General features: G+C 31.7%; 20 protein-coding genes and 1 other RNA gene. 16 read left to right on the top strand and 5 right to left on the bottom strand.

What is annotated here, in order from left to right:
* The first annotated feature begins 5 nt into the window (after positions 1-5).
* The 3 genes from ACKTTR_RS09485 (at position 6) to ACKTTR_RS09475 (ending at position 2,851) form a co-directional block, all read left to right on the top strand.
* Complete coding sequence (locus ACKTTR_RS09485; RefSeq protein WP_408027612.1) at positions 6-638, top strand: DUF4290 domain-containing protein; 633 nt, start codon at positions 6-8, stop codon at positions 636-638.
* Positions 639-1,952 (top strand): UDP-N-acetylglucosamine 1-carboxyvinyltransferase, encoded by a 1,314-nt coding sequence (gene murA, locus ACKTTR_RS09480; RefSeq protein WP_408027611.1) that lies wholly within the window; start codon positions 639-641, stop codon positions 1,950-1,952.
* A 134-nt stretch (positions 1,953-2,086) separates the two neighbouring features.
* Complete coding sequence (locus tag ACKTTR_RS09475) at positions 2,087-2,851, top strand: DUF6503 family protein (protein ID WP_408027610.1); 765 nt, start codon at positions 2,087-2,089, stop codon at positions 2,849-2,851.
* A gap of 64 nt (positions 2,852-2,915) precedes the next feature.
* Here ACKTTR_RS09475 and ACKTTR_RS09470 read toward each other — a convergent pair whose 3' ends face one another.
* Positions 2,916-3,107: a hypothetical protein gene (locus ACKTTR_RS09470; RefSeq protein ID WP_115901028.1), complete on the bottom strand. Its 192-nt coding sequence runs from the start codon at positions 3,105-3,107 to the stop codon at positions 2,916-2,918.
* 196 nt (positions 3,108-3,303) lie between these two features.
* On the opposite strand from ACKTTR_RS09470, the gene ACKTTR_RS09465 reads away from it, so the two are divergent.
* The 9 genes from ACKTTR_RS09465 (at position 3,304) to ACKTTR_RS09425 (ending at position 14,234) form a co-directional block, all read left to right on the top strand.
* Complete coding sequence (locus ACKTTR_RS09465) at positions 3,304-3,879, top strand: nucleotide exchange factor GrpE (RefSeq protein ID WP_408027609.1); 576 nt, start codon at positions 3,304-3,306, stop codon at positions 3,877-3,879.
* A gap of 69 nt (positions 3,880-3,948) precedes the next feature.
* Positions 3,949-5,073, top strand: a complete 1,125-nt coding sequence (gene dnaJ, locus ACKTTR_RS09460) for a molecular chaperone DnaJ (RefSeq protein ID WP_408027608.1) — start codon at positions 3,949-3,951, stop codon at positions 5,071-5,073.
* Between the two features lie 185 nt (positions 5,074-5,258).
* Positions 5,259-5,569: RNase P RNA component class A (gene rnpB, locus ACKTTR_RS09455), an RNA gene on the top strand.
* Positions 5,570-5,858: 289 nt separating this feature from the next.
* Positions 5,859-8,639: a bifunctional aconitate hydratase 2/2-methylisocitrate dehydratase gene (locus ACKTTR_RS09450; protein ID WP_408027607.1), complete on the top strand. Its 2,781-nt coding sequence runs from the start codon at positions 5,859-5,861 to the stop codon at positions 8,637-8,639.
* Between the two features lie 187 nt (positions 8,640-8,826).
* A complete protein-coding gene (locus tag ACKTTR_RS09445; protein ID WP_408027606.1) occupies positions 8,827-11,094 on the top strand; it encodes an aconitate hydratase in 2,268 nt (755 codons plus the stop codon).
* Between the two features lie 103 nt (positions 11,095-11,197).
* Positions 11,198-11,869, top strand: a complete 672-nt coding sequence (locus ACKTTR_RS09440) for a Crp/Fnr family transcriptional regulator (RefSeq protein WP_408027605.1) — start codon at positions 11,198-11,200, stop codon at positions 11,867-11,869.
* A gap of 76 nt (positions 11,870-11,945) precedes the next feature.
* Positions 11,946-12,833 carry an anti-sigma factor gene (locus ACKTTR_RS09435; RefSeq protein WP_408027604.1) on the top strand — a complete coding sequence of 296 codons (888 nt, stop codon included), beginning with the start codon at positions 11,946-11,948 and terminating at the stop codon, positions 12,831-12,833.
* 106 nt (positions 12,834-12,939) lie between these two features.
* Positions 12,940-13,650, top strand: a complete 711-nt coding sequence (locus tag ACKTTR_RS09430; RefSeq protein ID WP_408027603.1) for a peptidoglycan DD-metalloendopeptidase family protein — start codon at positions 12,940-12,942, stop codon at positions 13,648-13,650.
* Between the two features lie 110 nt (positions 13,651-13,760).
* Positions 13,761-14,234 carry a DUF6495 family protein gene (locus ACKTTR_RS09425; RefSeq protein ID WP_408027602.1) on the top strand — a complete coding sequence of 158 codons (474 nt, stop codon included), beginning with the start codon at positions 13,761-13,763 and terminating at the stop codon, positions 14,232-14,234.
* Between the two features lie 16 nt (positions 14,235-14,250).
* Here ACKTTR_RS09425 and ACKTTR_RS09420 read toward each other — a convergent pair whose 3' ends face one another.
* The gene (locus ACKTTR_RS09420) at positions 14,251-14,934 is read right to left on the bottom strand and encodes an SIR2 family NAD-dependent protein deacylase (RefSeq protein ID WP_408027601.1); all 684 of its coding nucleotides are present in this window, start codon (positions 14,932-14,934) and stop codon (positions 14,251-14,253) included.
* A gap of 382 nt (positions 14,935-15,316) precedes the next feature.
* Here ACKTTR_RS09420 and ACKTTR_RS09415 point away from each other — a divergent pair, with 382 nt between their 5' ends.
* On the top strand, positions 15,317-15,970 hold the full coding sequence (locus ACKTTR_RS09415; protein WP_408027600.1) for a hypothetical protein: 654 nt from the start codon (positions 15,317-15,319) through the stop codon (positions 15,968-15,970).
* Positions 15,971-16,137: 167 nt separating this feature from the next.
* The gene (locus ACKTTR_RS09410) at positions 16,138-16,809 is read left to right on the top strand and encodes a TrmH family RNA methyltransferase (RefSeq protein ID WP_408027599.1); all 672 of its coding nucleotides are present in this window, start codon (positions 16,138-16,140) and stop codon (positions 16,807-16,809) included.
* On the opposite strand, the gene ACKTTR_RS09405 is transcribed toward ACKTTR_RS09410, so the two are convergent.
* The 3 genes from ACKTTR_RS09405 to ACKTTR_RS09395 all read right to left on the bottom strand — a co-directional run bounded on the left by ACKTTR_RS09405 (position 16,802) and on the right by ACKTTR_RS09395 (position 20,888).
* On the bottom strand, positions 16,802-19,138 hold the full coding sequence (locus ACKTTR_RS09405) for a type IA DNA topoisomerase (RefSeq protein WP_408027598.1): 2,337 nt from the start codon (positions 19,136-19,138) through the stop codon (positions 16,802-16,804). The two genes, ACKTTR_RS09410 and ACKTTR_RS09405, sit on opposite strands and share 8 nt — an antisense overlap.
* A gap of 89 nt (positions 19,139-19,227) precedes the next feature.
* A complete protein-coding gene (locus ACKTTR_RS09400) occupies positions 19,228-19,929 on the bottom strand; it encodes a LytR/AlgR family response regulator transcription factor (RefSeq protein WP_408027597.1) in 702 nt (233 codons plus the stop codon).
* Positions 19,926-20,888, bottom strand: coding sequence for a sensor histidine kinase (locus tag ACKTTR_RS09395; RefSeq protein ID WP_408027596.1), 963 nt, complete (start codon positions 20,886-20,888; stop codon positions 19,926-19,928). The genes ACKTTR_RS09400 and ACKTTR_RS09395 overlap by 4 nt, the downstream gene beginning before the upstream one ends.
* A gap of 340 nt (positions 20,889-21,228) precedes the next feature.
* Here ACKTTR_RS09395 and ACKTTR_RS09390 point away from each other — a divergent pair, with 340 nt between their 5' ends.
* Together ACKTTR_RS09390 and ACKTTR_RS09385 are read left to right on the top strand one after the other, a co-directional pair.
* Positions 21,229-23,412 carry a DUF5916 domain-containing protein gene (locus ACKTTR_RS09390; RefSeq protein ID WP_408027595.1) on the top strand — a complete coding sequence of 728 codons (2,184 nt, stop codon included), beginning with the start codon at positions 21,229-21,231 and terminating at the stop codon, positions 23,410-23,412.
* A 185-nt stretch (positions 23,413-23,597) separates the two neighbouring features.
* Positions 23,598-24,416 (top strand): copper resistance protein NlpE, encoded by an 819-nt coding sequence (locus ACKTTR_RS09385; RefSeq protein ID WP_408027594.1) that lies wholly within the window; start codon positions 23,598-23,600, stop codon positions 24,414-24,416.
* Positions 24,417-24,478 lie beyond the last annotated feature (62 nt).

The raw sequence follows: 24,478 nt of genomic DNA, 5'->3' as shown, positions 1-24,478 counted from the left end.
GAGAAATGACGTTTGATTTAGAATACAATTCGAAAAGATCCAAATTAATCATCCCAGAATATGGGAGGCATATACAAAAGCTAGTAAATCATTGTATCGCTTTAGAAGATAAAGAAGAACGAAATACAATGGCTAAAGCTATTATTGATGTAATGGGTAATTTACAGCCTCACTTACGCGATGTGCCTGATTTTAAGCATAAACTTTGGGATCAGTTACACATAATGGCAGATTTTCAGTTAGATGTAGACTCTCCATACGAAACACCTTCAAAGGAAGAGTTACAAGAATCTCCTGAACGATTACCATATCCTAAATCAGCATCAAAGTATCGTTTTTATGGAACTAATATCCAAACCATGATTGATGTTGCATTAACGTGGGAAGAAGGAGAAATGAAAGAAGCGTTGGTATTTACCATTGCTAATCACATGAAAAAGTGCTATTTGAACTGGAACAAGGATACAGTTGAAGATAGTGTTATTTTTGACCATTTGTACGAGTTATCTGATGGAAAATTAGATATACGTAACACAGAAGAAGACCTTACAGATAGTAAGAGTTTGCTGAGGAAAAGAGGAGGTCAAGGACAACACAAATCAAAAGGAAAAACAAATACTAAATACAGAAAAAAGTAAATGGCATCATTTAAAATAGAAGGAGGTCACAAATTAAAAGGAACAATAACACCACAAGGAGCAAAAAATGAAGCATTACAGGTAATATGTGCGGTGTTATTAACGTCAGAAGAAGTAATTATAAACAACGTTCCTGATATTATTGATGTTAATAAACTGATTTTTATTTTAGGAGAATTAGGAGTTAAAATAGAAAAACTTTCTAAAAACTCATATAGTTTTCAAGCAGATGATATCAATTTAAAATATCTTGAGTCACCAGAATTTAAAAGAGATGGAAGCTCTTTAAGAGGTTCTATTATGATTGTTGGTCCGTTATTAGCTCGTTTTGGAAAAGGATATATTCCACGACCAGGAGGTGATAAAATTGGACGTCGTCGTCTAGATACTCACTTTGAAGGATTCATCAATTTAGGAGCAAAATTCCGATATAATCGTGAAGAATATTTCTACGGTGTAGAAACAGAAACAGGATTAGTAGGAGCAGAGATGTTATTAGATGAAGCTTCAGTAACTGGTACAGCAAATATCATTATGGCTGCAGTATTAGCTAAAGGAACCACAACAATATATAACGCAGCTTGTGAGCCTTATATTCAGCAATTATCAAAAATGCTGAATTCAATGGGAGCAAAAATTTCAGGAGTAGGCTCTAATTTACTTACAATTGAAGGAGTAGAAACTCTAGGAGGTTGTGAACATACTATATTACCAGATATGATTGAGATTGGTAGTTGGATAGGTATGGCTGCAATGACACGTTCTGAATTGACAATTAAAAATGTAAGTTGGGACGATTTAGGGCAAATTCCTAATGTGTTTAGAAAACTTGGAATTCAGTTAGAAAGAAAAGGAGATGATATTTACATACCAGAGCAAGAAAGCTACGAAATTCAAAGTTATATTGACGGATCAGTATTAACAGTAGCAGATGCTCCATGGCCTGGATTTACACCAGATTTGTTAAGTATTGTTTTAGTAGTAGCTACACAAGCTAAAGGTACGGTATTGATTCATCAAAAAATGTTTGAAAGTCGTTTGTTCTTTGTAGATAAGCTAATTGATATGGGAGCAAAAGTAATTTTATGTGATCCACATAGAGCCACAGTAATAGGTCATGATTTTAAATCACAGTTAAAGGCTACTAAAATGACTTCACCAGACATTCGAGCAGGTATCTCACTATTAATAGCAGCACTTTCAGCAAAAGGTACGAGTATTATTAATAATATTGAACAGATAGATAGAGGTTACGAAGATATCGAAGCACGTTTGAAATCTATTGGAGCAAAGATTGAAAGAATTGATAGCTAGTAAAGAAGCAACAAGAAATAAATAAAAATCCCAAATCAATTGATTTGGGATTTTTTTATGACGAAAAAATTTTAAAACACAGTGTAATTAAAAGAAACATGTTTCGACTAAGGCGTTTAACTTTAATCAATATTATGAAAACAAGAATCATACTTGTAATACTATTACTTCAAGTAACAATTTTTACAGCGCAAGAAAACTCTCAAACTTTTACATCTTCAATAGAAAAAGCTCATAAAAAGGATATGTTTATGAGCCAGAAATACCTTAAATATACTATTGATATTACTTTTGGAGGGAAAAAACATTTAAAAGGAGTTATTACACAAGAACCAGGAGGAGGAAAAATAAAAATAGAAAAAGAAGACGGTTCTCTTATTATTTTTGATGGAAAAGAAGTGTATTCATTAGGAATAAAAGAAAAGGATATGGCAACAGCTCGTTTTGATATTTTTACATGGTCTTATTTCTTAGGTTTACCATATAAATTAAATGACCAGGGTACTATTTGGTCTGATTTTAATAAGAATAAATGGGGAAAAGAAAAGTTAACAACAGGAAAATTAACTTTTGCATCAGGAACTGGAGATGCGCCAGACGATTGGTATGTGATATATAAAAATCCTGAAACAAATGTATTGGAAGGAGCAGCATATATTGTAACCTTTGGAAAAGGGAAAGAAAAAGCAGAAAAAGAACCTCATGCTATTAAGTACAATCAATTTAAACAAGTAAATTTAATACCAATCGCTACAAATTGGACATTTCATATGTGGTCTTTAAAAAACGGATATGAAGAGCAAATTGGGGAAGCAAAATTATCTAATATAAAATTTATTAAAGAAGCAGAATTTATTGTGCCTACCAAGGCTAAAATAGTTAAGGCGTTACCAAACTAGTTAAGTAGAAGAAATAAAAAAGCTGTTATCGTTTAGATAACAGCTTTTCTTTATGTTTTAACTTTTACATTTCTTCATTACATGTATATTCTTGTGTACAAGCAAAATATTGATGACAATAAATAGGACCTGTAACGCTTCCAGAGCAATCACATCCACACTTATTAAGATCAATAGCAGCACCACCTGTTAAGTTCTTTTGTTGGTTTTTTGAAAGAATTGTAACTCCTGAAATGTTTAAAAAATTCTGTTTCATAATGAGGGACTTTTTTATGTTATAAATTAATTAATAAAAATTTCTTAAATATATAATTTTGAAATCTTTGAACAAAAGATAAATGTGTTTTTTTACACCTTATATTGTAAATTTCCTTGTAAAGTTATGTTATAATGTCATTATGACACATTTCTTTTATTGGCAGTATTATTGTTAATCAAAAAGTGTTAAATACATGAAACGATTTACAATGAGTAAAGATCAATATACAAAAGAAGACGAAATTAACGACGCTATTAAAAATGGCGATTTAGGAGAGAATCAAGAAGAAACTCAGGAAAATAAAGAGGTTGAGGCAAAGGAAGAGCCAACTGCAGAAGAATTAATTCAAGCAGAGAAGGATAAATATCTGCGATTATTTGCAGAGTTTGAAAACTATAAAAAACGTACTTCAAAAGAGCGTATTGAACTTTTTAAAACTGCAAGTCAAGAATTAATGACAGCTTTACTGCCAATTATGGATGATTTTGATAGAGGTTTGGCAGAAATTAAAAAAACAGAAGACGCTGAGTTATTAAAAGGAATGGAGCTTATTAATAATAAGTTTAAAAATACCTTAACTCAAAAAGGATTAACCGAAATAGAGGTAAAACCAGGAGATGATTTTGATGCAGAAGTTCACGATGCAATAACACAAATACCGGCACCTTCAGATGATTTAAAAGGAAAAATTATAGATTGTGTGGAGAAAGGATATAAGCTAGGAGATAAAATTATTCGTCACCCTAAAGTAGTAATGGGGCAAGCGTAAAACAATCATCATTAATACAATTATTAGTCATTTAGATAACTACTTACTAATAGTTGAACATTGAAAGTTATGGCAAAACAAGATTATTACGAAATATTAGGAATATCAAAATCGGCATCAAAAGCTGAAATCAAAAAGGCATATCGTAAGATGGCAATTAAATACCATCCAGATAAAAACCCTGACGATAAAGAGGCTGAAGAAAAATTCAAATTAGCCGCAGAAGCATATGAGATATTAAGTGACGACAATAAAAAAGCTCGTTACGATCAGTACGGTCATGCTGCTTTTGAAGGAGGTCATGGTGGCTTCGGAGGTGGAGGCATGAATATGGATGATATATTTAGCCAGTTTGGAGATATTTTCGGAGGAGCATTCGGAGGTGGTTTCGGTGGTTTTGGTGGCGGAGGTCACCGTCAAGCACGAGTAAAAGGTAGCAACTTGCGTATTCGTGTAAAATTAACATTGGAAGAAATTGCCAAAGGTGTCGAAAAGAAAGTAAAAGTTCGTAGAAAAGTTCAAGCAGACGGAGTAACCTATAAAACATGTTCAACATGTAACGGTAGCGGACAACAAATGCGTGTTACCAATACTATTTTAGGTAGAATGCAAACAGCTACTACTTGTAGTACTTGTCATGGAGCAGGAGAGATGCTAGACAAAAAACCAAGTGGAGCAGATGCACAAGGAATGGTAATAAAAGAAGAAACTGTTTCTATCAATATTCCAGAAGGTGTAACTGAAGGTGTACAATTAAAAGTAGGTGGTAAAGGAAATGAAGCTCCAGGTAAAAACTCAATCCCAGGAGATTTATTAGTGTTGATTGAAGAAGTACCACACGAAAGTTTAAAGCGTGAGGGAAGTAATATTCACTATGATTTATACATTAACTTTTCAGAAGCAGTTTTAGGAATATCAAAAGAAATAGAAACCGTTACAGGAAAAGTAAAGATTAAGATTGAGCCAGGAACCCAATCAGGTAAGATTTTACGTTTAAAAGGAAAAGGATTACCAAGTATTGAACGTTACGGTCACGGAGATTTCTTAATTCACATAAATGTGTGGACACCACAAGAATTAACTAAAGATCAGCGTAAGTTTTTTGAGGAAATGCAAGAGGATGAGAACTTTAGCCCAAATCCGCAAAAGTCGGACAAATCTTTCTTTGAAAAGGTTAAAGATATGTTTTCTTAAAAAAATCTTAAAAAAGATAATTTTTTTTAAATAAAATTTTTTTTAAACGAAAAACAGTTATATATTTGCAGTGTCTAGGAGACGTTCTAGACACTTTTTCTTTTTCATAGCAATTTTCCCACTCAATTCTTTTGAGTGGGTTTTTTTATGAATAGAGGTGCGAACTTTTATTTGACAACAATATAATAGCAGACCTATCTTATCGACTTGTAGAAAATATAAGTAGGAAAGTCTGGACACCATAGAGTAGCATAGCGGATAACATCCGTCCGGTGTAAACCGAGGACAAGTGCAACAGAAAGAATGTACAGGTAATGCTGTAGTGAAACCAGGTAAACTCTATGCGGTGCAATGCCATGTACATTAGAGCTTGAGCGCTACTCGCGCGATTCTAAGGGGTAGGCAGATTGATTCTGAGAGTAATTTCAGAACTAGATAAATGATAAGAACCTTATTTTTTAAGGGACAGAATCCAGCTTATGGGTCTGCTTTTTTTCCTATTTAGAATCATTATAGTATTTTTTTAAATACTCTTAAAAATAGCGAATTGTCAATTTGATAATTATTAGGTGTTTTTACACTTGTTTTTTTGAGATATTTTTAAAAATAAGCCTTTCGAATTAAATTAATTTGCTTTTTTGACTGTTTTGTTGTTTATTTTTAAAATTGAGGTTAAAATATTACTTTTGCTAAGCAAAAATAAAGGGATAAAGCTGTAAAAGAACGGTTTTAATATGTAGTAACTTTTACTATTTCCTTCTAAATATTTAAAAACAAAACTTTTTATGAACACATACTCAGATTACCTAAAGGAGATTGAAGTAAGAAAAGGGCAAGGGCTTCATCCTAAGCCAATCGATGGAAGTGAATTGTTAACTGAAATCATCTCACAAATTAAAGATGTAAACAATCCTCACAGAAAAGATTCTCTTAATTTCTTTATTTATAATGTTTTACCAGGTACAACAAGTGCTGCAGGGGTAAAAGCTAACTTTTTAAAAGAAATTATTCTAGGTGAATCTGTTGTAGAAGAGATAACTCCAGCTTTTGCTTTAGAGCAGTTAGGGCACATGAAGGGAGGAGCGTCTATAGAAGTTTTACTTGATTTAGCATTAGGTAATGATGCTGCTATTGCTGAAGAAGCTGCAAAAGTATTAAAAACACAAGTATTCCTATATGAAGCAGATACTGAACGTTTAGAAAAAGCATACCAAGATGGTAATGAAATAGCAAAAGAACTTATTGAAAGTTATGCGCAAGCAGAGTTTTTTACAAAACTTCCAGAAGTAGAAGAAGAAATTAAAGTAGTTACTTACATTGCTGGAGTAGGAGATATTTCTACAGATTTATTATCTCCAGGAGCAGATGCGCACTCAAGATCTGATCGTGAGCTACATGGACAGTCTATTTTTGAGCATAATAAAGATATGCAAAAAGAATTGTTAGCATTGAAAGAAGAGCATCCAGACAAGCGTGTGATGTTAGTAGCTGAAAAAGGAACTATGGGAGTAGGTTCTTCTAGAATGTCAGGTGTTAATAACGTGGCTTTATGGACAGGTATTGAATCAAGTCCATATGTTCCATTTATCAATATTGCACCAGTAATTGCAGGAACTAACGGAATTTCTCCAATTTTCTTAACTACAGTTGGGGTAACTGGAGGTATTGGTATTGATCTTAAAAACTGGGTTAAACAAAAAGATGCTGAAGGAAACACAATTGTAGATGAAGATGGAGAGCCAGTTTTAAAGCAAGAATACTCTGTAGAAACAGGAACTGTTCTTACAATTAACACAAAGACTAAAAAATTATACAACGGAAATAAAGAATTAAAAGATATTTCTGCAGCATTAACTCCGCAAAAAATGGAGTTTATTAAAGCTGGAGGTTCTTATGCAGTTGTTTTTGGTAAGAAATTACAAACATTTGCAGCTAAAGTATTAGGAATTGAAGTTCCTCAAGTATATGCTACTTCTAAAGAAATTTCTGTAGAAGGTCAAGGCTTAACTGCAGTTGAAAAAATCTTCAACAAAAATGCAGTAGGAACAACTCCAGGAAAAACATTACATGCAGGTTCTGATGCACGTGTAGAAGTGAATATTGTAGGTTCTCAAGATACTACAGGGTTAATGACTTCTCAAGAGTTAGAAATGATGGCAGCGACTGTTATTTCTCCAATAGTTGACGGAGCTTATCAATCAGGTTGTCATACAGCTTCAGTATGGGATGATAAATCAAAAGCAAACATTCCAAGATTAATGAAGTTTATGAACGATTTCGGTTTAATTACAGGTCGTGATCCTAAAGGACAATATCCTGCAATGACTGACGTAATTCATAAAGTATTGAACGACATTACGGTAAGTGATTGGGATATTATTATTGGTGGAGATTCACATACACGTATGTCAAAAGGAGTAGCTTTCGGTGCTGATTCTGGTACGGTAGCATTAGCTTTAGCAACAGGTGAAGCAACTATGCCAATTCCACAATCTGTAAAAGTAACCTTTAAAGGAAACATGAGAAGTTTCATGGATTTCCGTGATGTAGTACATGCTACACAACAACAAATGTTAAAGCAGTTTGATGGAGAAAATGTTTTCCAAGGAAGAGTTATTGAAGTACATATTGGTACTTTAACAGCTGATCAAGCTTTTACATTTACTGACTGGACTGCTGAAATGAAAGCAAAAGCTTCTATCTGTATTTCAGAAGATGAAACATTAATTGAATCATTAGAGATTGCTAGAGATCGTATCCAAATCATGATTGATAAGGGAATGGATAATGAAAAGCAAGTATTAAAAGGTTTAGTTGATAAAGCGAATACTAGAATCCAAGAGGTTAAAACAGGAATTAAACCAGCGTTGAAACCAGATGCTGATGCGAAATATTATGCAGAGGTTGTTATCGATTTAGATGAAATAGCTGAACCAATGATTGCTGACCCTGATGTAAATAACGAAGATGTATCTAAGCGTTATACACACGATACCATTCGCCCATTATCATTCTATGGAGGAACTAAAAAAGTAGATTTAGGTTTCGTAGGATCTTGTATGGTTCATAAAGGAGATATGAAAATCTTAGCTCAAATGTTGAAAAATATTGAAGCACAAGAAGGTAAAGTAGAATTTAACGCTCCATTAGTAGTAGCTCCACCAACATACAATATTGTAGATGAGTTAAAGGTAGAAGGAGACTGGGAAGTATTACAAAAGTATTCAGGATTTGAGTTTGATGATAATGCACCAAAAGGAGCAGCACGTACGAAGTATGAAAACATGTTGTATTTAGAGCGTCCAGGTTGTAACTTATGTATGGGTAACCAAGAAAAAGCAGAACCAGGAGATACAGTGATGGCTACTTCAACACGTTTATTCCAAGGAAGAGTAGTAAAAGACTCTGGTGAGAAAAAAGGAGAGTCTTTATTATCATCTACACCAGTAGTTGTGTTATCTACTATTTTAGGAAGAACTCCTACTATGGAAGAATATGAAAAGGCAGTTGACGGTATTGTTTTAACGAAATTTAAACCGTCTCAAAAGCAATTAGTAATTTCATAAATTGAATAAAACTATTTGTTACAATATAGAAGCCCGAGTGTAAAAGCTCGGGCTTTATTATTTTAAGCTTATTTAATAAACTCTACTATAGAAAAAACTTATTTAAACTTATTATAATTATATAGTTACTCCATCTTTTATACTGTTTTTTTTGGTAAATTCGTACAGCAACAAAAAAATTACATATATGGCTTTTGATATTAATATGATAAAAGAGGTGTACAGTAAAGTAGTTGAGCGAGTAGATGCTGCCCGTAAAATTACAGGTAAACCTTTAACATTAGCAGAGAAAATTTTATACACACATCTTTGGGATGGAACACCAACGAAAGCTTTCGAAAGAGGAAAGGATTATGTTGATTTTGCTCCAGACCGTATCGCTTGTCAAGATGCAACAGCGCAAATGGCATTGTTACAATTTATGCAAGCAGGAAAAGATAAAGTGGCAGTACCAACAACAGTACATTGCGACCACTTAATTCAGGCAAAAGATGGGGCAGCTACAGATTTAAAACACGCAAACGATGTAAGTAGTGAAGTTTTTAACTTTTTAGAATCTGTATCTAATAAATATGGTATTGGCTTTTGGAAACCTGGAGCAGGAATTATTCACCAAGTGGTATTAGAAAATTATGCATTTCCAGGAGGAATGATGATTGGTACTGATTCTCACACAGTAAACGCTGGAGGATTAGGAATGGTAGCTATTGGTGTAGGTGGAGCTGATGCAGTAGATGTAATGGCAGGAATGCCTTGGGAATTGAAATTCCCTAAGTTAATAGGGGTAAAATTAACAGGTAAATTATCTGGTTGGACAGCGCCTAAAGACGTGATTTTAAAAGTAGCAGAAATTCTAACAGTAAAAGGAGGAACAGGAGCTATTGTTGAATATTTTGGACCTGGAGCAACAGCTATGTCATGTACTGGTAAAGGAACTATTTGTAACATGGGAGCAGAGATTGGTGCTACAACTTCTACTTTTGGTTACGATGAGTCTATGGAACGTTATTTACGTGCTACCGATAGAAATGATGTGGCAGATGCAGCAAATGAAATTAAAGAATATTTAACGGCAGATGCTGAAGTATACGCAAACCCTGAGCAATATTTTGATCAGGTTATTGAAATTAATTTATCAGAATTAGGACCGTTATTAAACGGACCTTTCACTCCAGATTTATCTACTTCGGTAGGTAAAGAAATGACAGAGAAGGCTCAAGCAAATGATTGGCCATTACAAGTAGAATGGGGACTAATAGGATCTTGTACCAACTCTTCTTACGAGGATTTATCACGTGCAGCTTCTATTGCGCAACAAGCTATAGATAAAGGACTAAAAACAAAAGCAGAGTTTGGTATTAATCCAGGATCTGAGCAAGTACGTTTTACTGCTGAAAGAGATGGAATACTACAAGTCTTTGAAAATTTAGATGCTACAATATTTACCAACGCATGCGGACCATGTATTGGGCAATGGGCTAGATATAGTGATCCTAAAAATGCACCAAAGAACAGCATTGTTCACTCTTTCAACCGTAATTTTGCTAAAAGAGCTGATGGTAATCCTAATACACATGCTTTTGTTGCTTCACCAGAATTAACTGCAGCAATTGCAATTTCTGGACGTCTAGATTTTAATCCGATGACAGATTCATTAATTAATGAAAATGGAGAAGAGGTAATGTTTGATGAGCCAACAGGATGGGAGTTACCACCAAAAGGCTTTGAGGTTAAAGATAATGGATATCTAGCACCAGAGAAAGATGGAAGCCATGTAGAAATAGTTGTTAATCCTAATTCAGAGCGTTTAGAATTATTAACACCGTTTGAACCGCTAGGAGATACTATTAAAGATGCTAAACTATTAATCAAAGCACATGGTAAATGTACGACTGACCATATTTCTATGGCAGGACCTTGGTTACGCTATCGTGGACATTTGGACAATATTTCTAACAATATGTTAATTGGAGCAGTAAATGCTTTTAACATGCAAACAAATTTCGTGAAAAACCAATTAACAGGAGAGTATGATGCAGTGCCTAAGGTACAGCGTGAATACAAAGCAAAAGGAATTAAAACAGTTGTAGTAGGAGATCATAACTATGGTGAAGGTTCTTCTCGTGAACATGCTGCTATGGAGCCTCGTCACTTAGGAGTGGCTGCTGTATTAGTAAAATCATTTGCGCGTATTCATGAAACGAACTTGAAAAAGCAAGGTATGTTAGGGTTAACATTTGATAACGAAGCAGATTACGATTTAATTCAAGAAGACGACACTTTCAACTTTTTAGATTTACATGAGTTTGCTCCAAATAAACCATTAACTATTGAAGTGGTTCATGCTGATGGTTCAAAAGATATAGTTATTGCGAATCATACATATAATGAAGGTCAAATTGAATGGTATAAAGAAGGCTCTGCTCTAAATTTAATTAAAAAGCAGAATGCTTAGTTGAACATAATTCAAAAATAAATAGTAAAAGCTCTGGAAAACTCCAGAGCTTTTTTTGTAAAGAATATTCTATTCTTTCGACCTAAATTTAAAAGTAAAAACTATGAGTGCACTTTGGTATTTTGAGGATGTTAACTTATTTAAAATATTATGCCCACATAAATATCCTGCTTACAAGGAAGGTCATATGTTAAATAAGTACAAAAAGAAGGACTATATTTATTTTGAAGAAGACACCGCAAACAAAATTTACTTAATAGATAGGGGGAAAGTTAAAATTGGATATTATACAGAAGAAGGAGAAGAAGTAATTAAAGCTATATTAACCAAAGGAGAAATATTTGGTGAAAAAGCTATTTTGGGAATCGAAAAGCGAAATGAATTTGCCCAATCGATAGATAATACAACAGAAATTTGTCCTGTATCTAAAGAAACAATGTATTCATTAATGCGAGATAATGTATCTGTAAGTTTTAAGATTTACAAATTTATTGGGTTGCGAATGAAAAAGCTAGAAAGAAGGCTTCAATTATTACTCTTTAAAGACACACGAACTCGTCTATTAGAGTTTTTTAAGGAATTGTGTGAAGAGTATGGACATGAATGTGAAAAAACAGGAGATCAAGTAATAGAACACCCATATACACAAAAAGATATTGCAACTCTAATAGGAACTTCAAGACCTACATTAAATACTTTAATGAATGAGTTAAAGCAAGAAAAAGTTATTGAATTTAACAGAAAAGAAATACGATTGCTTAAAAAAGTAGCATAAGTGTAAGCTAGCTAACATTTTAATAGAAAACATGCAAGTAACTTTGTTTTTGTACAAATTCAAAATTACAAAAACAATGAAGAAAATACTTTTAACAATAGCAGTAGTAAGCACGTTAACTTTTGCTGCTTGTAACGATGATGACGACAATACACCAAAAACATCAAACTTAAGTTTAAGTGTTAGCGGTTTAGAAAATTTAGGAGCAGATTATGTGTATGAAGGTTGGATAATTGTAGGAGGTTCGCCAGTATCAACAGGAACTTTTAATGTAAATGATTCAGGAGAATTATCACGAAGTTCTTTTGTGGTTGATTCAGATATGTTATCAGCAGCATCAACTTTTGTTTTAACTATTGAACCAACAAATGATCCAGACCCAGCACCATCAAGTACTAAAATTTTAGCAGGAGATTTTTCAGGAAATAGTGCTTCTATAAACTCGAACATTGTTGGAGATTTTAGTAGCTCTTGGGGTAAATTTATTTTAGCAACTCCAACAGATGGAGAAAACACAAATGAACGAAGTGGTGTTTGGTTTTTAGAACCAGGAATGCCACCACAAGTAGGTTTAGGATTACCAGAATTAGATGAAGGATGGAAATATGAAGGATGGGCTGTAATAAATGGAGTACCTGTAACTACAGGTAAATTCACAAAACTTGCAGCAACAGATGAGTTTGATGGTTTTAGCGGCCCTATGGATTTACCAGCACCAAATGGAGCTGATGGATTTTTTCCAGGTGAAGATTTCTTAGTGAATGCCCCAGATGGAGTAACTTTTCCAACTGATTTAAGAGGTTCAACTATTGTAATTACAGTAGAACCGAACCCAGACAATAGTCCAGCACCTTTTACTTTTAAACCATTAGCTAAAAAAGTAGCTGATGATGCTCAAGATCATGTAGCTATTGATTTAGGAACTGGACCATCGGTAGCTATTACAGGAACCGTTTCAAGATAACAAAAATTGTATTGCGTTTAAAATTTAATTAATACGCTTAATTCCCCTTATTTTTAAGAGTAATCAATTATTTTTGGTTACTCTTATTTTTATATAAAACTATTTTATGACAGATTTTTTAAGTAATATTTCTCAAAAACCATTGTATGTAATTGATGCCAGTATACCTTTTAGTGAGTACATTCCGATTTCAATAGCTGCATCTAACAAAGAGTTAACTTTTGACGTTTCTTCATCAAAAGAATGGGAGGCATATTTAGAAAACTATTTTTTAAAACATAAAAAAACAGTTGCTTTTGGAGGATATCTAGAAGTAAGAGATATTTATAGTAGAAGTGAACACTTCAATAAGTTATCAGAAGAAAACCAACGAAATATTCATTTGGGAGTAGATTTATGGTGTGATGCTGGAACTGATGTTTTAGCTGTATTAGATGGAGAAATTCATAGTTTTAAAAATAATTTAAACTATGGAGACTATGGACCTACAATCATTATAAAACATTCAATAGATGGAAATGAATTTTATTCATTATATGGTCATTTATCCTTAGAATCTTTAGAAAATATATCTGTTGGTAAAAAAGTTAAACAAGGAGAAAAGATTGGAACTTTAGGAGATAGTTCTGTAAACGGAGACTATGCTCCACATTTGCATTTCCAATTAATGATAGACATTGAAGATTATTATGGAGATTATCCAGGAGTGTCTTCAAAAAAGACCTTAGATTATTACAAAGAAAATTGTCCCAACCCCAATTTATTACTAAAATTGCCAGATGAAATGAGCATTAATAAATTTAAAAAACTTCTTTAGAAAAGAATTTGTTTAAAATTTTTAATGAGAGAACGAGTGGAGCGAGTGGTTGCAAAACGTTCCTAATTTTATAATTATAATGAATCAATTAATTAAAAAACTTAAAGCGTTTGAAATATAGACAACTTACAAAAGAGCAATTTGAAGGATTACACGAAGAGTTTGCACGTTTTTTAGCATCGCAAAACATTGATAAAAAAGAATGGGATGAACTAAAGAAAGAAAAACCACATGTAGCAGAAGATGAAATGAATGTTTTTAGCGATGTTGTTTGGGATGACGTATTGACCAGAACAGCGTACTTAGAACATTTTTCTCCAAACTTAGTAAACCTCTTTAAATGCGAAGAAAAAGAAATACATCGTATTGTGATAAAAATTAATAAAGAGATTAATGTTTTAGAGCAAGAAGGGTTTGAGTGGTTACTAAAAAATCCAAATGATGAAGCAATTGAATTTTTACGAGGTTCAAAAGCATATCAAGAAGAAAGAAATGTAGAAATTTTTGATTTAATTGAAAAAGGAAGTACTATTTCTAAAGGAGAATTATACGAGTATTTTGATCAATTAACATCTAATTCATAAAAAACTGATAGTACACTTATTTTAGCATAGTAATTAATTTATCAGTACCAGAACTAGCAACGTCTTTAATAATAGTTAAGTTATTGAAGGCGTTTTTATTTACAGCAGGTTTAGGGTCTATAAAATAAATAGGAGTATTATGCTGTATATAGTTAACTAAACTAGCAGCAGGATATACCTGCATAGATGTACCAATAATTACCAAAATATCTGCTTGTAAGGTTATTTCAGCAGCTTTCTCCAATAACGGAACATCTTCACCAAACCAAACAATATGTGGGCGCAATTGAGCGTTTTCTTCACATACATCGCCCATAACAATATCTTTATTCCAATTGTAAACTAGGTGTTTGTTTTTTGTACTACGGGCTTTTAATAATTCGCCATGTAAGTGAATTATATTTTTGTTTCCTGCTCTTTCGTGTAAATCATCTACGTTTTGAGTAATAATATCAACTTTAAATTTTTTTTCTAAAGAAACTAGATTATGATGTGCTTTATTGGGAGATACCTCTAAAAGTTGTCTTCTACGTTGATTATAAAAGTCTAACACTAATTCAGGGTTTGCATGAAAACCTTGTGGAGAAGCGACTTCATAAATATCATGACCTTCCCATAAACCATCAGCATCCCTAAAAGTTTTAATACCGCTTTCGGCACTAATTCCTGCTCCTGTTAATACAACCAATCGTTTTTTCATAGATAAAATAGAGAAGTTAATAATTCTAAAATATGAATTATGCTCTTAAAAAACATTCTTCTTTCGTTGCAAGTTTAAGAAAATAAATAAGAGATTATTGTCTTGTGATTAAAAATAAGAAAGTTTACTATGTATGTAGTACGATTAATTAAGGTTTGTTAATCTGTTTAAAATTAGATAACTTCTTTAACTTTAATATATCTTTTTACGTTTGAATCTCTTTAAAGCAGAAAACTCTTTAACACTTAAGTAAACTACTCGTGAAAATAGCTTCAGCTTTCCAAAGAATTTAGTAACTTTATCTGTATACCATGAGAGTGTTTTTTTAAGCTTAAGAAGCTCTTTTTAGTATTATGAGAAGGAATAACATAAACTAGTAAATATGAAATCATTTATAAAGCTAATACTATTATTATCAATTATAGTTGTTGCGTTTAATTGTTGTACAACAACTCAATTAGTTGAGTATTGGAAGAATCCAGAAATTGATTCACTCTCATTATCCAAGGTATTAATCATTGGTATGACTCCAAATTTAGAAGCTAGAGATAAATTCGAAGAATTACTAAAAAAGGAGTTAGAATCTAGAAACATTGCAGCAGTACCAAGTTTAGATATTTTTGAGCCAGAATTTAGAATGGAAGGGAAAACTGAAGAAGAATTAAAACTTATAGAGAATGTTTTAACAGCAAACTTTTATGATGCAGTACTTTATACTAAGGTTGTAGGAGTAGAGGATAGAAAAGTCTTTTCAGAAAAATATAAAGAAAAAAAATACCTAGATGTTAAGTTTAAGGAAGATTATTATAACCACCGAGAAATTCTAGAAGACCCGAATTATTACGAAAAGTATAAGATATATAAAGCAGAAACTTCTTTATATTGTATTTGCCCTACAAAAGAAAGAGAGTTAATTTGGAAAGGATACATAGATATTATTGATCCTAAGTCTATAGAAGAAACTGTAAATGATTATGTTAATTTATTGGTTCTAGCATTAGAAGAGCAACAACTTATTAGTAAAAAAGAAATTTAGCCTTTTCTTCTTTATTCAAGTTTATATTGGTAGGCCAATAAAACTAAGATTTATAATTTTACTTGTTATTTTAATTTAGTTGTGAATAAGGTTTACTATCGTTTATTAAAAACGAACGAATCGTTTCAGCATAAGAGAAAAATAGGAAAATTCATTATGTTTGTCGTATGATTGATGAAGGATTATTAGCCTATTTGGAAGGCTACATTACCGAAAAAAGGAAAGATACATTTCACAAGGTTTTAAATGAAAGAACACGCCATTTTACGGTAGTGTTAGAAGATATTTATCAGCCACACAATGCAAGTGCTGTGGTAAGAAGTTGTGATATTTTTGGAGTGCAAGATGTGTATGCAATTGAGAATAAATTCATCAATAAAGTATCTAGACATGTGGCAAAAGGAAGCCAGAAATGGTTAGATATTCATAGATATAAAGAAGATAGAGATAATACTAAAGTTTGTTTAGAAGATTTAAGAGCAAAAGGATACCAAATTATAGGAACAACTCCACATACTGATTCTTGTATTTTACCTGATTTTGATGTGAGCAAAAAATCTGCATTTGTTTTTGGAGCTGAAAAGGATGGGATTTCAGATTATATCAAACAAGAAGCAGATGGATTTTTAAAAATTCCGATGGTTGGTTTTACTGAGAGTTTAAACATATCAGTAGCAGCAGCTATTACCCTACAAGATGTAACTACACGCTTGAAAAGAACAGATATAAATTGGCAACTTTCAGAAGAAGAAAAGAAAGTATTGTACTTTAAATGGATAAAAAACACTATTAAAAATCCAGAGAAACTAATAGAGTACTACTATAAAGAGCTTACTTAGAAGTTAAAATTTTAGATACTAACTCTTTGGTTAATGGTTGTCCATTAGCCATTTTTTTGATGTTTTCAAAAGTAAACACAAAGTCACAACCATTTTTGTATTCAGAACATCCATAGGCAGACTTTCCTTTTAAAACGGTTCCTTTGTTACACTTAGGGCAGGTTAGGGTGTCTTGAGACTTGGTTTCGCTGAACTTACGTTTCTCGCTATCGCTCGAAATGGTATTTGAGTTCGTTTTTTTAGGTTCAAATTTTAAATTAAAATTATCATCAAAATGAACCAAACCTTCTACTTTTTTATCTTCTTGTTTGAAACCTTTTAAATTTGTAGTACATCCTTTATCAAGTAAACGAATTAGTTGGTTTTCAGATATTTTTTTATCCATAAACTCAAAATACAATGTAAAATTACAACCATTTTTATAAGCAGAACAGCCATAAGCAGTACTTCCTTTTAATAATTGACCTTTTTTACATTTTGGACATTCTTTACCAACGACAGTTTTCTTTTTAGAAGTTGTTTTTTTAGGTTGTTGTTTTGTTTTTTGAACTTCATATGAAATCCGTTTCATTTTAGAGCTCGAACGTACTTCGTAGACTAAATCGTCTACCATTTTTTTCATTTGATTGATAAACGTAGCAGCATGGTATTCACCACGTTCAATTTCTTTCAAACGTTTTTCCCAGAGTCCTGTTAATTCAGCAGATTTTAAAAGTTCGTTGTCAATTAAATCAATTAAATCGATACCCGTTTGGGTAGGAATAATCAATTTTTTTTGACGCTCAATATATTTTCTTCTAAATAAAGTTTCAATAATACTTGCACGTGTAGATGGTCGTCCAATACCATTCTCTTTCATTAATTCTCGCATTTCATCATCATCTACTTGCTTTCCTGCAGTTTCCATAGCACGTAATAAACTCGCTTCGGTATAATTTCGAGGAGGTTTGGTTTCTTTTTCTAAAAAAGAAGGTTCGTGCGGACCTTTTTCTCCCTTTTCAAAAGTAGGAAGTACATCTTTCTCTTCTGTTTTTTTAGAGTCGTTTCCATATTCAAAAACAGCTCGCCAACCTTTGGTAAGTATTTCTTTTCCTGAAGTTCTAAAAGGAACTTTATCAGCTTCTCCTTTAACTTCTGTTTTAGAAATATCACTATCAGGATAAAACACGGCAATAAATCGTTTTACAATAATATCATACACTTGTTGCTGATTGTATTGCAGGTTGATTTCTATTCCTGTGGGAATAATAGCATGGTGATCGGTAACTTTTTTATCGTTAAAAACTTTACTCGATTTACGTATTTTCTTTCCTAATAAAGGTTGTGTTAACGAAGCATATTGTTTTAGTCCTTTTAAAATATTCGGAACCTTAGGGTAAATATCATTTGGTAAAAAAGTAGTATCTACTCTAGGGTAGGTAACAACTTTCATTTCGTATAATTTCTGAACAATTTTTAATGTTTCATCTGCAGAAAACCCAAACTTATTATTACAATATACCTGTAAGCCTGTTAAATCAAAAAGTTTTGGAGCGTATTCCTTTCCTTTTTTCTTGGTAACTGAGGTAATTTCAAAATCACTTTCTTTTACTTTATCCGCAAAAGCTTGTCCATCTTCTTTTTTTAGAAAACGACCTTCTTCACAACTAAACAGCGTTTCACGATATTGGGTTTGTAATTCCCAATACGGTTCAGGTTTAAAGTTTTGAATTTCTTTATAACGATCAACCAACATAGCTAGGGTAGGAGTTTGTACTCTACCAATAGATAATACTTGTTTATAACCACCAAATTTTACAGTGTACAAACGGGTAGCATTTAAACCTAATAGCCAATCACCAATAGCACGAGAAAACCCTGCATAATATAAATTATTGTAATCGTCGTTGTCTTTTAGGTTTTCAAAACCTTCTTTTATAGCTTCTTCAGTTAAGGAAGAAATCCATAATCGTTGAATTTTACCTTTATAATTAGCTTGATTGATAACCCAACGTTGAATAAGCTCTCCCTCTTGTCCAGCATCCCCGCAGTTGATAACCACATCGGCTTTTTCAAATAAAGACTTAACAATTTTGAACTGTTTCTGAATACCACTATCATTAGTAACTTTGGTATCGAAACGTTCAGGAAGCATAGGTAAGTTGTTCAAATCCCAACTTTTCCAGTGTGGTTTGTAGTCTTTAGGCTCTAAAAGTGTACATAAATGACCGAAAGTGTAGGTAACTGCATAACCATTACCTTCGAAATATCCATCTCGTTTGGTGTTGGCTCCTAGTATATTAGCAATTTCACGAGCTACGCTTGGTTTTTCGGCAATACAAACTTTCATGTAAGTAATTTAGAAGGTCGAAATTACTAAATTATTTGTGAATGTTATAGGTTGTTTTTTGAAGAAGTTTTAATAATTGTAATTAATTATTAACTAATAAAAGTTAAGTTACTTCGAAAGTTTTCACCAATGGGGATTTCAATTTTTCCAATTTCAATATCATTTTTAGTATATGCAGTAATTTTATCAATATTAACAATATATGAGCGATGTATTCTTATAAATCGTTGATCTAATTTTTCTTCAAAAGCAGATATACTAGATTTAGTAACATGTTTTTCTTTTTCTAAATGTATTTTAATGTAATCTTTTAAACTTTCTATATACAAAATAGAGTCTAAATGAACTTTTACTTGCTTTCTGTCTTTTCTTATATAAATAAAAGAGTTGTTGTTTTCCGGAATAGAAACTGTTGAAGGACTAACAATATTCTCTTTTTGTGAAGCTTTAAACTTTTGCACAGCATTAAAGAAGCGTTGAAAAGTTATAGGTTTTAAAATATAGTCGATTGCGTTTAATTCAAACCCCTCAACAGCATAATCTCTATAAGCTGTGGTAAAAATAACTTTGGGTTTGTGTACTAGGTTTTTAAAAAAGTCAGTACCTTTTAAAACAGGCATCTCAATATCTAAAAATAATAAATCAATAGTTTCTTTTTGAAGTATATTACTGGCTTCAATAGCACTACTACAAGAAGCGATTAACTCAAAATCATCTAATTGAGATAAATGTGTTTTTATAAGGCCTCTCGCTAACTTTTCATCATCAACGATTAAACATTTGTACGTCATTTTATAGGTAATTTTAAGTATAAATTAAAGCTACTAGAATCTTCATTGATATGTAAAGAGTAGTTAGTTAGATATAATAATTCTAATTGCTTTTTTACGTTGTTTAGTCCAATACTTTTTTTATTTTCTGTTATATTATTTTTTGCTTTAGAATTTATAATATTAAACTTTATAAACTCTTCTTCCACAGATATATTTATGTGTATAAAAGCTTTTTTTAGTTCTTGAGAAACTCCGTGTTTAAAGGCATTTTCTATAAATGTGAGAAGAATTAAAGGAGCAATTTTAACATCGGATTTTACTTCTTTATTAAAACTAATTTCTACGCGTTCATCATATCTAACTTTTTCCAAAGCGAGATAATTTTCTATCAGCTCAATTTCTTTTTTTAATGAAACGTATTTGTCATTGCATCCATACAACATATAATCTAACATTTCTGAAAGCTTAGCAATAACTTCAGGAGCTTCATCAGATTTTTCTATAGATAAAGCGTATAAATTATTTAAAGTATTGAATAAAAAATGTGGGTTTAATTGATGTTTTAAAACAGAAAGTTCTGTAAACATTTTTTGCTCATTAAGTTGTAAATAAGCTTGTTGGTCTTTGTAAAATTTAGCTATAACTAATAATATAGTGGGGGTTAAGATTATTGTAGACTTCCCTAAAAATATACGAAGGTCCAATAACTTTTTCCAAAACATTTTACTAGAATCATATATGTTGTTATTACTAGATTTAAAATATTTAGGAATGTGATAATATTCATGAAACCCAACAAAAATGATAAACACACCAACTAATAAAAGCAAAAGGTATATAGTAAATTGAATGTTTTTTTTGGGGATTAAAAATTTAGGAATTAAAAAGTTAAGGCTAGTGTAAGCTACAATAAATTGGCATAAAACATAAATAGCATAATGTTCTAAAACTTCAGGATAACCACTGTAGTAAGTCATGTTTACAGTGCCAATAAAATAGACGTATACTCCCAACCAAAACAAAGCTTGTTTAACCGGAGGAACCTTAAAAAATCTTACTATGTTTTTTAGAATATGCATGGGTGCGCTAAAATACAATTTTAAAAGAGAGACAAATTAAAAGTAGCCCAAAGCTGATTTTTTGTAGCTATAAATAAAAAAACAATAGACTAAACTTAGTTTCTTTTAAAGATAACTTTCTGGTAGTAAAAGCAACTTGTTAGTCTACTTTTTCTAATACAAGTACATCTCTAAGATAGTTTTGTTTGCCAAATGTGCTTAAAAATTATAGCACTTTATTAATTTTTAATTTATGCAAATGAAGAGAATTGTATTTTTTTTAATGTTAGTTTTTGAAGTGTTTTACGTTCAGGCTCAGTCTGAGGAAAAAACAAGTAAAATAATTTTCAGTGATAGTAGTGTTCAGTTAGATGGAAAATTAAATGAACCTATATGGAACAAATTAATTCCCGAAGGAGAATTTCTTAATTACATACCTAATAATGGAGATTTGGCATCTAACAAAACTGAGGTAAAAATGTTTCATAATGGTAAAAAACTATACATAAGTGCTGTGTATTATGATACAACAGATATTGTTCAAATAGGGTCTTTAAAAAGGGATGATATAGGATCTTCTGGAGGAGATAGTGATTCTTTTGCTATAATTCTTGATACCTACAACCAACAACAATCAGGTTACTTTTTTATTGTCAATATGGGAGGTGCTTTAATAGATGCATTAGTATCTAGAAACGGTGATGGTTTTAAAGTAAGCACTAGTTGGAATACTGTTTGGAATGCAAAAACCTCTGTAAAAGGAAATTTAAAAATATATGAAATAGAAATTCCTTTAAAGGCACTAGGTTATAAGGTTGATTCTACTGAATGGGGAGTAATGTTTCATACAAGGAATATTAAATTAAATGAGTGGACAACTAGTACATTAATAGATCGTAATTATAAGCAATTTGATTTACGATTCGCCAAAGTATTCGAAGTAGAGAAGTTATCGGAAAATAAACCATCCAGATTCGTTGTAACACCATCTGTTACCATGAATTATTCAGAAGATGTAATAAATGATGTAGAGGATACTATGGTAAAACCAAGTGTAGATATACAATTTAATGTAAGTTCTTCTTTAAAATTAGACGCTACTATAAACCCTGACTTTTCACAAATAGATGTAGACAGACAAGTTACAAACTTAAGTAGGTTCTCTATATTTTTTCCTGAACGACGTAACTTCTTTTTAGAAAATAGTGATTTATTCACAAATTTAGGAGTAAGTGGAGTAAACCCCTTTTATTCAAGACGTATTGGTGCAGATAGCGAAATATCTTTTGGTTTAAAATTATCTGGAAATATTACTAAAAAAACACGATTAGGAATACTTAATGTTGCAACAAAAGCCAAAAATGATAATCCTGCTCAGAATTATGGAGCATTTGTGGTGCAACAGCAACTGTCTAAGCTTTTCTCAGCAACAGGGTACCTTATTAATAGACAAGAAACAGATGGCTTTTCTTTTATGGATGATTATAATAGAATCACTGGAGTTAACTTAAACTATCAATCAAAAAACAATAGATGGACAGGGCTTGCTAATTTTGCAAGTAGTTCAACAAGTAATGTTTCTGGAAAAAATAAATTTTACAATACGGAGGTTTGGTATAACAATATAAACGTTTCTGGATACGCAGGAATTAAAAAAATCGAAAAAAACTACATAGCTGATGTTGGTTTTGTACCACGTTTGTATAACTATGACGCCATTTTAGATGAAGTTATACGTGAAGGATATACGCAAACCAGTGGACGTATTAGTTTGACCAAATTTTATAAAAAATCTAAAGTCCTCGATCATCATCGTTATTTAAATTTGTTTAATAATACCTATTGGGACGATCAGGGGGATGTTAGTCAATCTACTACAGTATTAAACAATGATTTAGTGTTTAAAGATCAATCATTTTTATACGGTGGATTTCGTCATGAATACGTAAACCTAAAATACGCATTTGATCCTTTAAATAATGGAAAAGCTATTACAACAGGGAAGTATAGGTATTTTGATGCTGGTTTTGGGTATGTTTCTGCCGATAATAAAAAGTTTCAATACAGTGGTGATATTAGTTATGGAAGTTATTACAGCGGTTATAAAAAAGGTGTTAGCATAAATGCTCAATATAGATTAATGCCCTTAGCACGTTTGCAGATTCGATATGAAAGAAATAGAATAAATTTAAACGAATTAGGAAGAGAAACCTTTTATTTAGCACGTTTTACAGGAGAAATATTCTTTTCTAACCGATTAAATTGGACTACCTATGTACAGTACAATACTCAGTTTGATAATTTTAATATTAATAGCCGTTTACAATGGGAGTATAAACCATTATCGTATATATATATAGTAGTTTCGGATAATTATAATCAAGATATATCACGTAAAAATTGGGGTATAGCTTTGAAAGCAAACTATAGGTTTGATTTTTAAGAAGGCCTAGAAGAAATTAGTAAAATTGAATTGATTTAGAAATAAGTCAAGGCGAGTTTTAAAAAGAAATGAAGACCACTTTATTGGTACAATATTTGTTTGTTTGCGAATAAATCCAGTATTTATACTGAAAAACAACACTGAATATAGTGTTTTAATTGTTAAATTAAATTATGATAAAAAAAATGCGAGCATTAAAATTTTTAGGAACGTTATTATTAGTTATTTCTTTATTAGTAGGATGTAACTTTAATAACAAGAAAACGAAGGAGATTAAAGAAGAGACTAATGAAATGAATGAGCCTATAACAGTGATTTATAAAGTAGCGTCAAGATATTTTATTAAAAATGATGTAGATGAGCTACCTAATAAAATAAATAGTAGAGAGGAGTTTGAAAAGTACTTTGGAGCGGCAACAGTTATGGGAGAAGACGGAAAACCAACTCCAATTGATTTTGAAAAAGAATACGTAATTGCTGTAACTGTTAAAGCTAGCAATAAATCAATAGAGCTTCAACCAATATCTCTTACTAAAATAGGAGAAGAAATTAATTTTAATTTTTCAGTTATTGAAGGAGGTGAAAACAGTTATACTACACGACCTGTATTGATAATAATTGTGTCAAATAAAACGGAAGGTAATGTAAATGTAAACCCAATAAAGACAGTGCTCGATGAGCATAATGCAAAAAACTCTTTAGATTGGAATGGAAAATATGAAGGGGTATTACCATGTGCAGATTGTGAAGGAATTAAAACCACTATTCAGTTAAAAGATAATGGGACTTATATAATGACTACAAAATATTTAGGAAAAAAGGAAGAAGATATAGTTGAAGGAAGTTTTAAATGGGATGTTGCAGGAACTATTATCACGCTGCTAAATAATGAAAAAGAGCTATATAAGTTAAAAGTTATTGAAGGAGCTATACAGAAACTAGATGTTGAAGGGAGAGAAATAACAGGAGAGCTAGCAAAATTATATTTCTTACATAAAAAGTAAATCAAACTATATACAACATGAAGAAAAACGTTCACCAATGGTGAGCGTTTTTTATTTTTAAA

Origin of the sequence: Tenacibaculum litoreum (assembly GCF_964513915.1) — a bacterium.
GTDB lineage: Bacteria > Bacteroidota > Bacteroidia > Flavobacteriales > Flavobacteriaceae > Polaribacter > Polaribacter litoreum.
This window is presented reverse-complemented; position numbering and strand designations above follow the sequence as displayed.

Coding starts and splice junctions, on each gene's coding strand:
- ACKTTR_RS09485 (WP_408027612.1), top strand. CDS start 6: ATGACGTTTGATTTAGAATACAATTCGAAAAGATCCAAATTAATCATC.
- ACKTTR_RS09385 (WP_408027594.1), top strand. CDS start 23,598: ATGCGAGCATTAAAATTTTTAGGAACGTTATTATTAGTTATTTCTTTA.
- ACKTTR_RS09475 (WP_408027610.1), top strand. CDS start 2,087: ATGAAAACAAGAATCATACTTGTAATACTATTACTTCAAGTAACAATT.
- ACKTTR_RS09450 (WP_408027607.1), top strand. CDS start 5,859: ATGAACACATACTCAGATTACCTAAAGGAGATTGAAGTAAGAAAAGGG.
- ACKTTR_RS09470 (WP_115901028.1), bottom strand. CDS start 3,107: ATGAAACAGAATTTTTTAAACATTTCAGGAGTTACAATTCTTTCAAAA.
- ACKTTR_RS09435 (WP_408027604.1), top strand. CDS start 11,946: ATGAAGAAAATACTTTTAACAATAGCAGTAGTAAGCACGTTAACTTTT.
- ACKTTR_RS09405 (WP_408027598.1), bottom strand. CDS start 19,138: ATGAAAGTTTGTATTGCCGAAAAACCAAGCGTAGCTCGTGAAATTGCT.
- ACKTTR_RS09440 (WP_408027605.1), top strand. CDS start 11,198: ATGAGTGCACTTTGGTATTTTGAGGATGTTAACTTATTTAAAATATTA.
- ACKTTR_RS09445 (WP_408027606.1), top strand. CDS start 8,827: ATGGCTTTTGATATTAATATGATAAAAGAGGTGTACAGTAAAGTAGTT.
- ACKTTR_RS09400 (WP_408027597.1), bottom strand. CDS start 19,929: ATGACGTACAAATGTTTAATCGTTGATGATGAAAAGTTAGCGAGAGGC.
- murA (WP_408027611.1), top strand. CDS start 639: ATGGCATCATTTAAAATAGAAGGAGGTCACAAATTAAAAGGAACAATA.
- ACKTTR_RS09465 (WP_408027609.1), top strand. CDS start 3,304: ATGAAACGATTTACAATGAGTAAAGATCAATATACAAAAGAAGACGAA.
- ACKTTR_RS09420 (WP_408027601.1), bottom strand. CDS start 14,934: ATGAAAAAACGATTGGTTGTATTAACAGGAGCAGGAATTAGTGCCGAA.
- ACKTTR_RS09410 (WP_408027599.1), top strand. CDS start 16,138: ATGATTGATGAAGGATTATTAGCCTATTTGGAAGGCTACATTACCGAA.
- dnaJ (WP_408027608.1), top strand. CDS start 3,949: ATGGCAAAACAAGATTATTACGAAATATTAGGAATATCAAAATCGGCA.
- ACKTTR_RS09395 (WP_408027596.1), bottom strand. CDS start 20,888: ATGACTTACTACAGTGGTTATCCTGAAGTTTTAGAACATTATGCTATT.
- ACKTTR_RS09430 (WP_408027603.1), top strand. CDS start 12,940: ATGACAGATTTTTTAAGTAATATTTCTCAAAAACCATTGTATGTAATT.
- ACKTTR_RS09390 (WP_408027595.1), top strand. CDS start 21,229: ATGAAGAGAATTGTATTTTTTTTAATGTTAGTTTTTGAAGTGTTTTAC.
- ACKTTR_RS09415 (WP_408027600.1), top strand. CDS start 15,317: ATGAAATCATTTATAAAGCTAATACTATTATTATCAATTATAGTTGTT.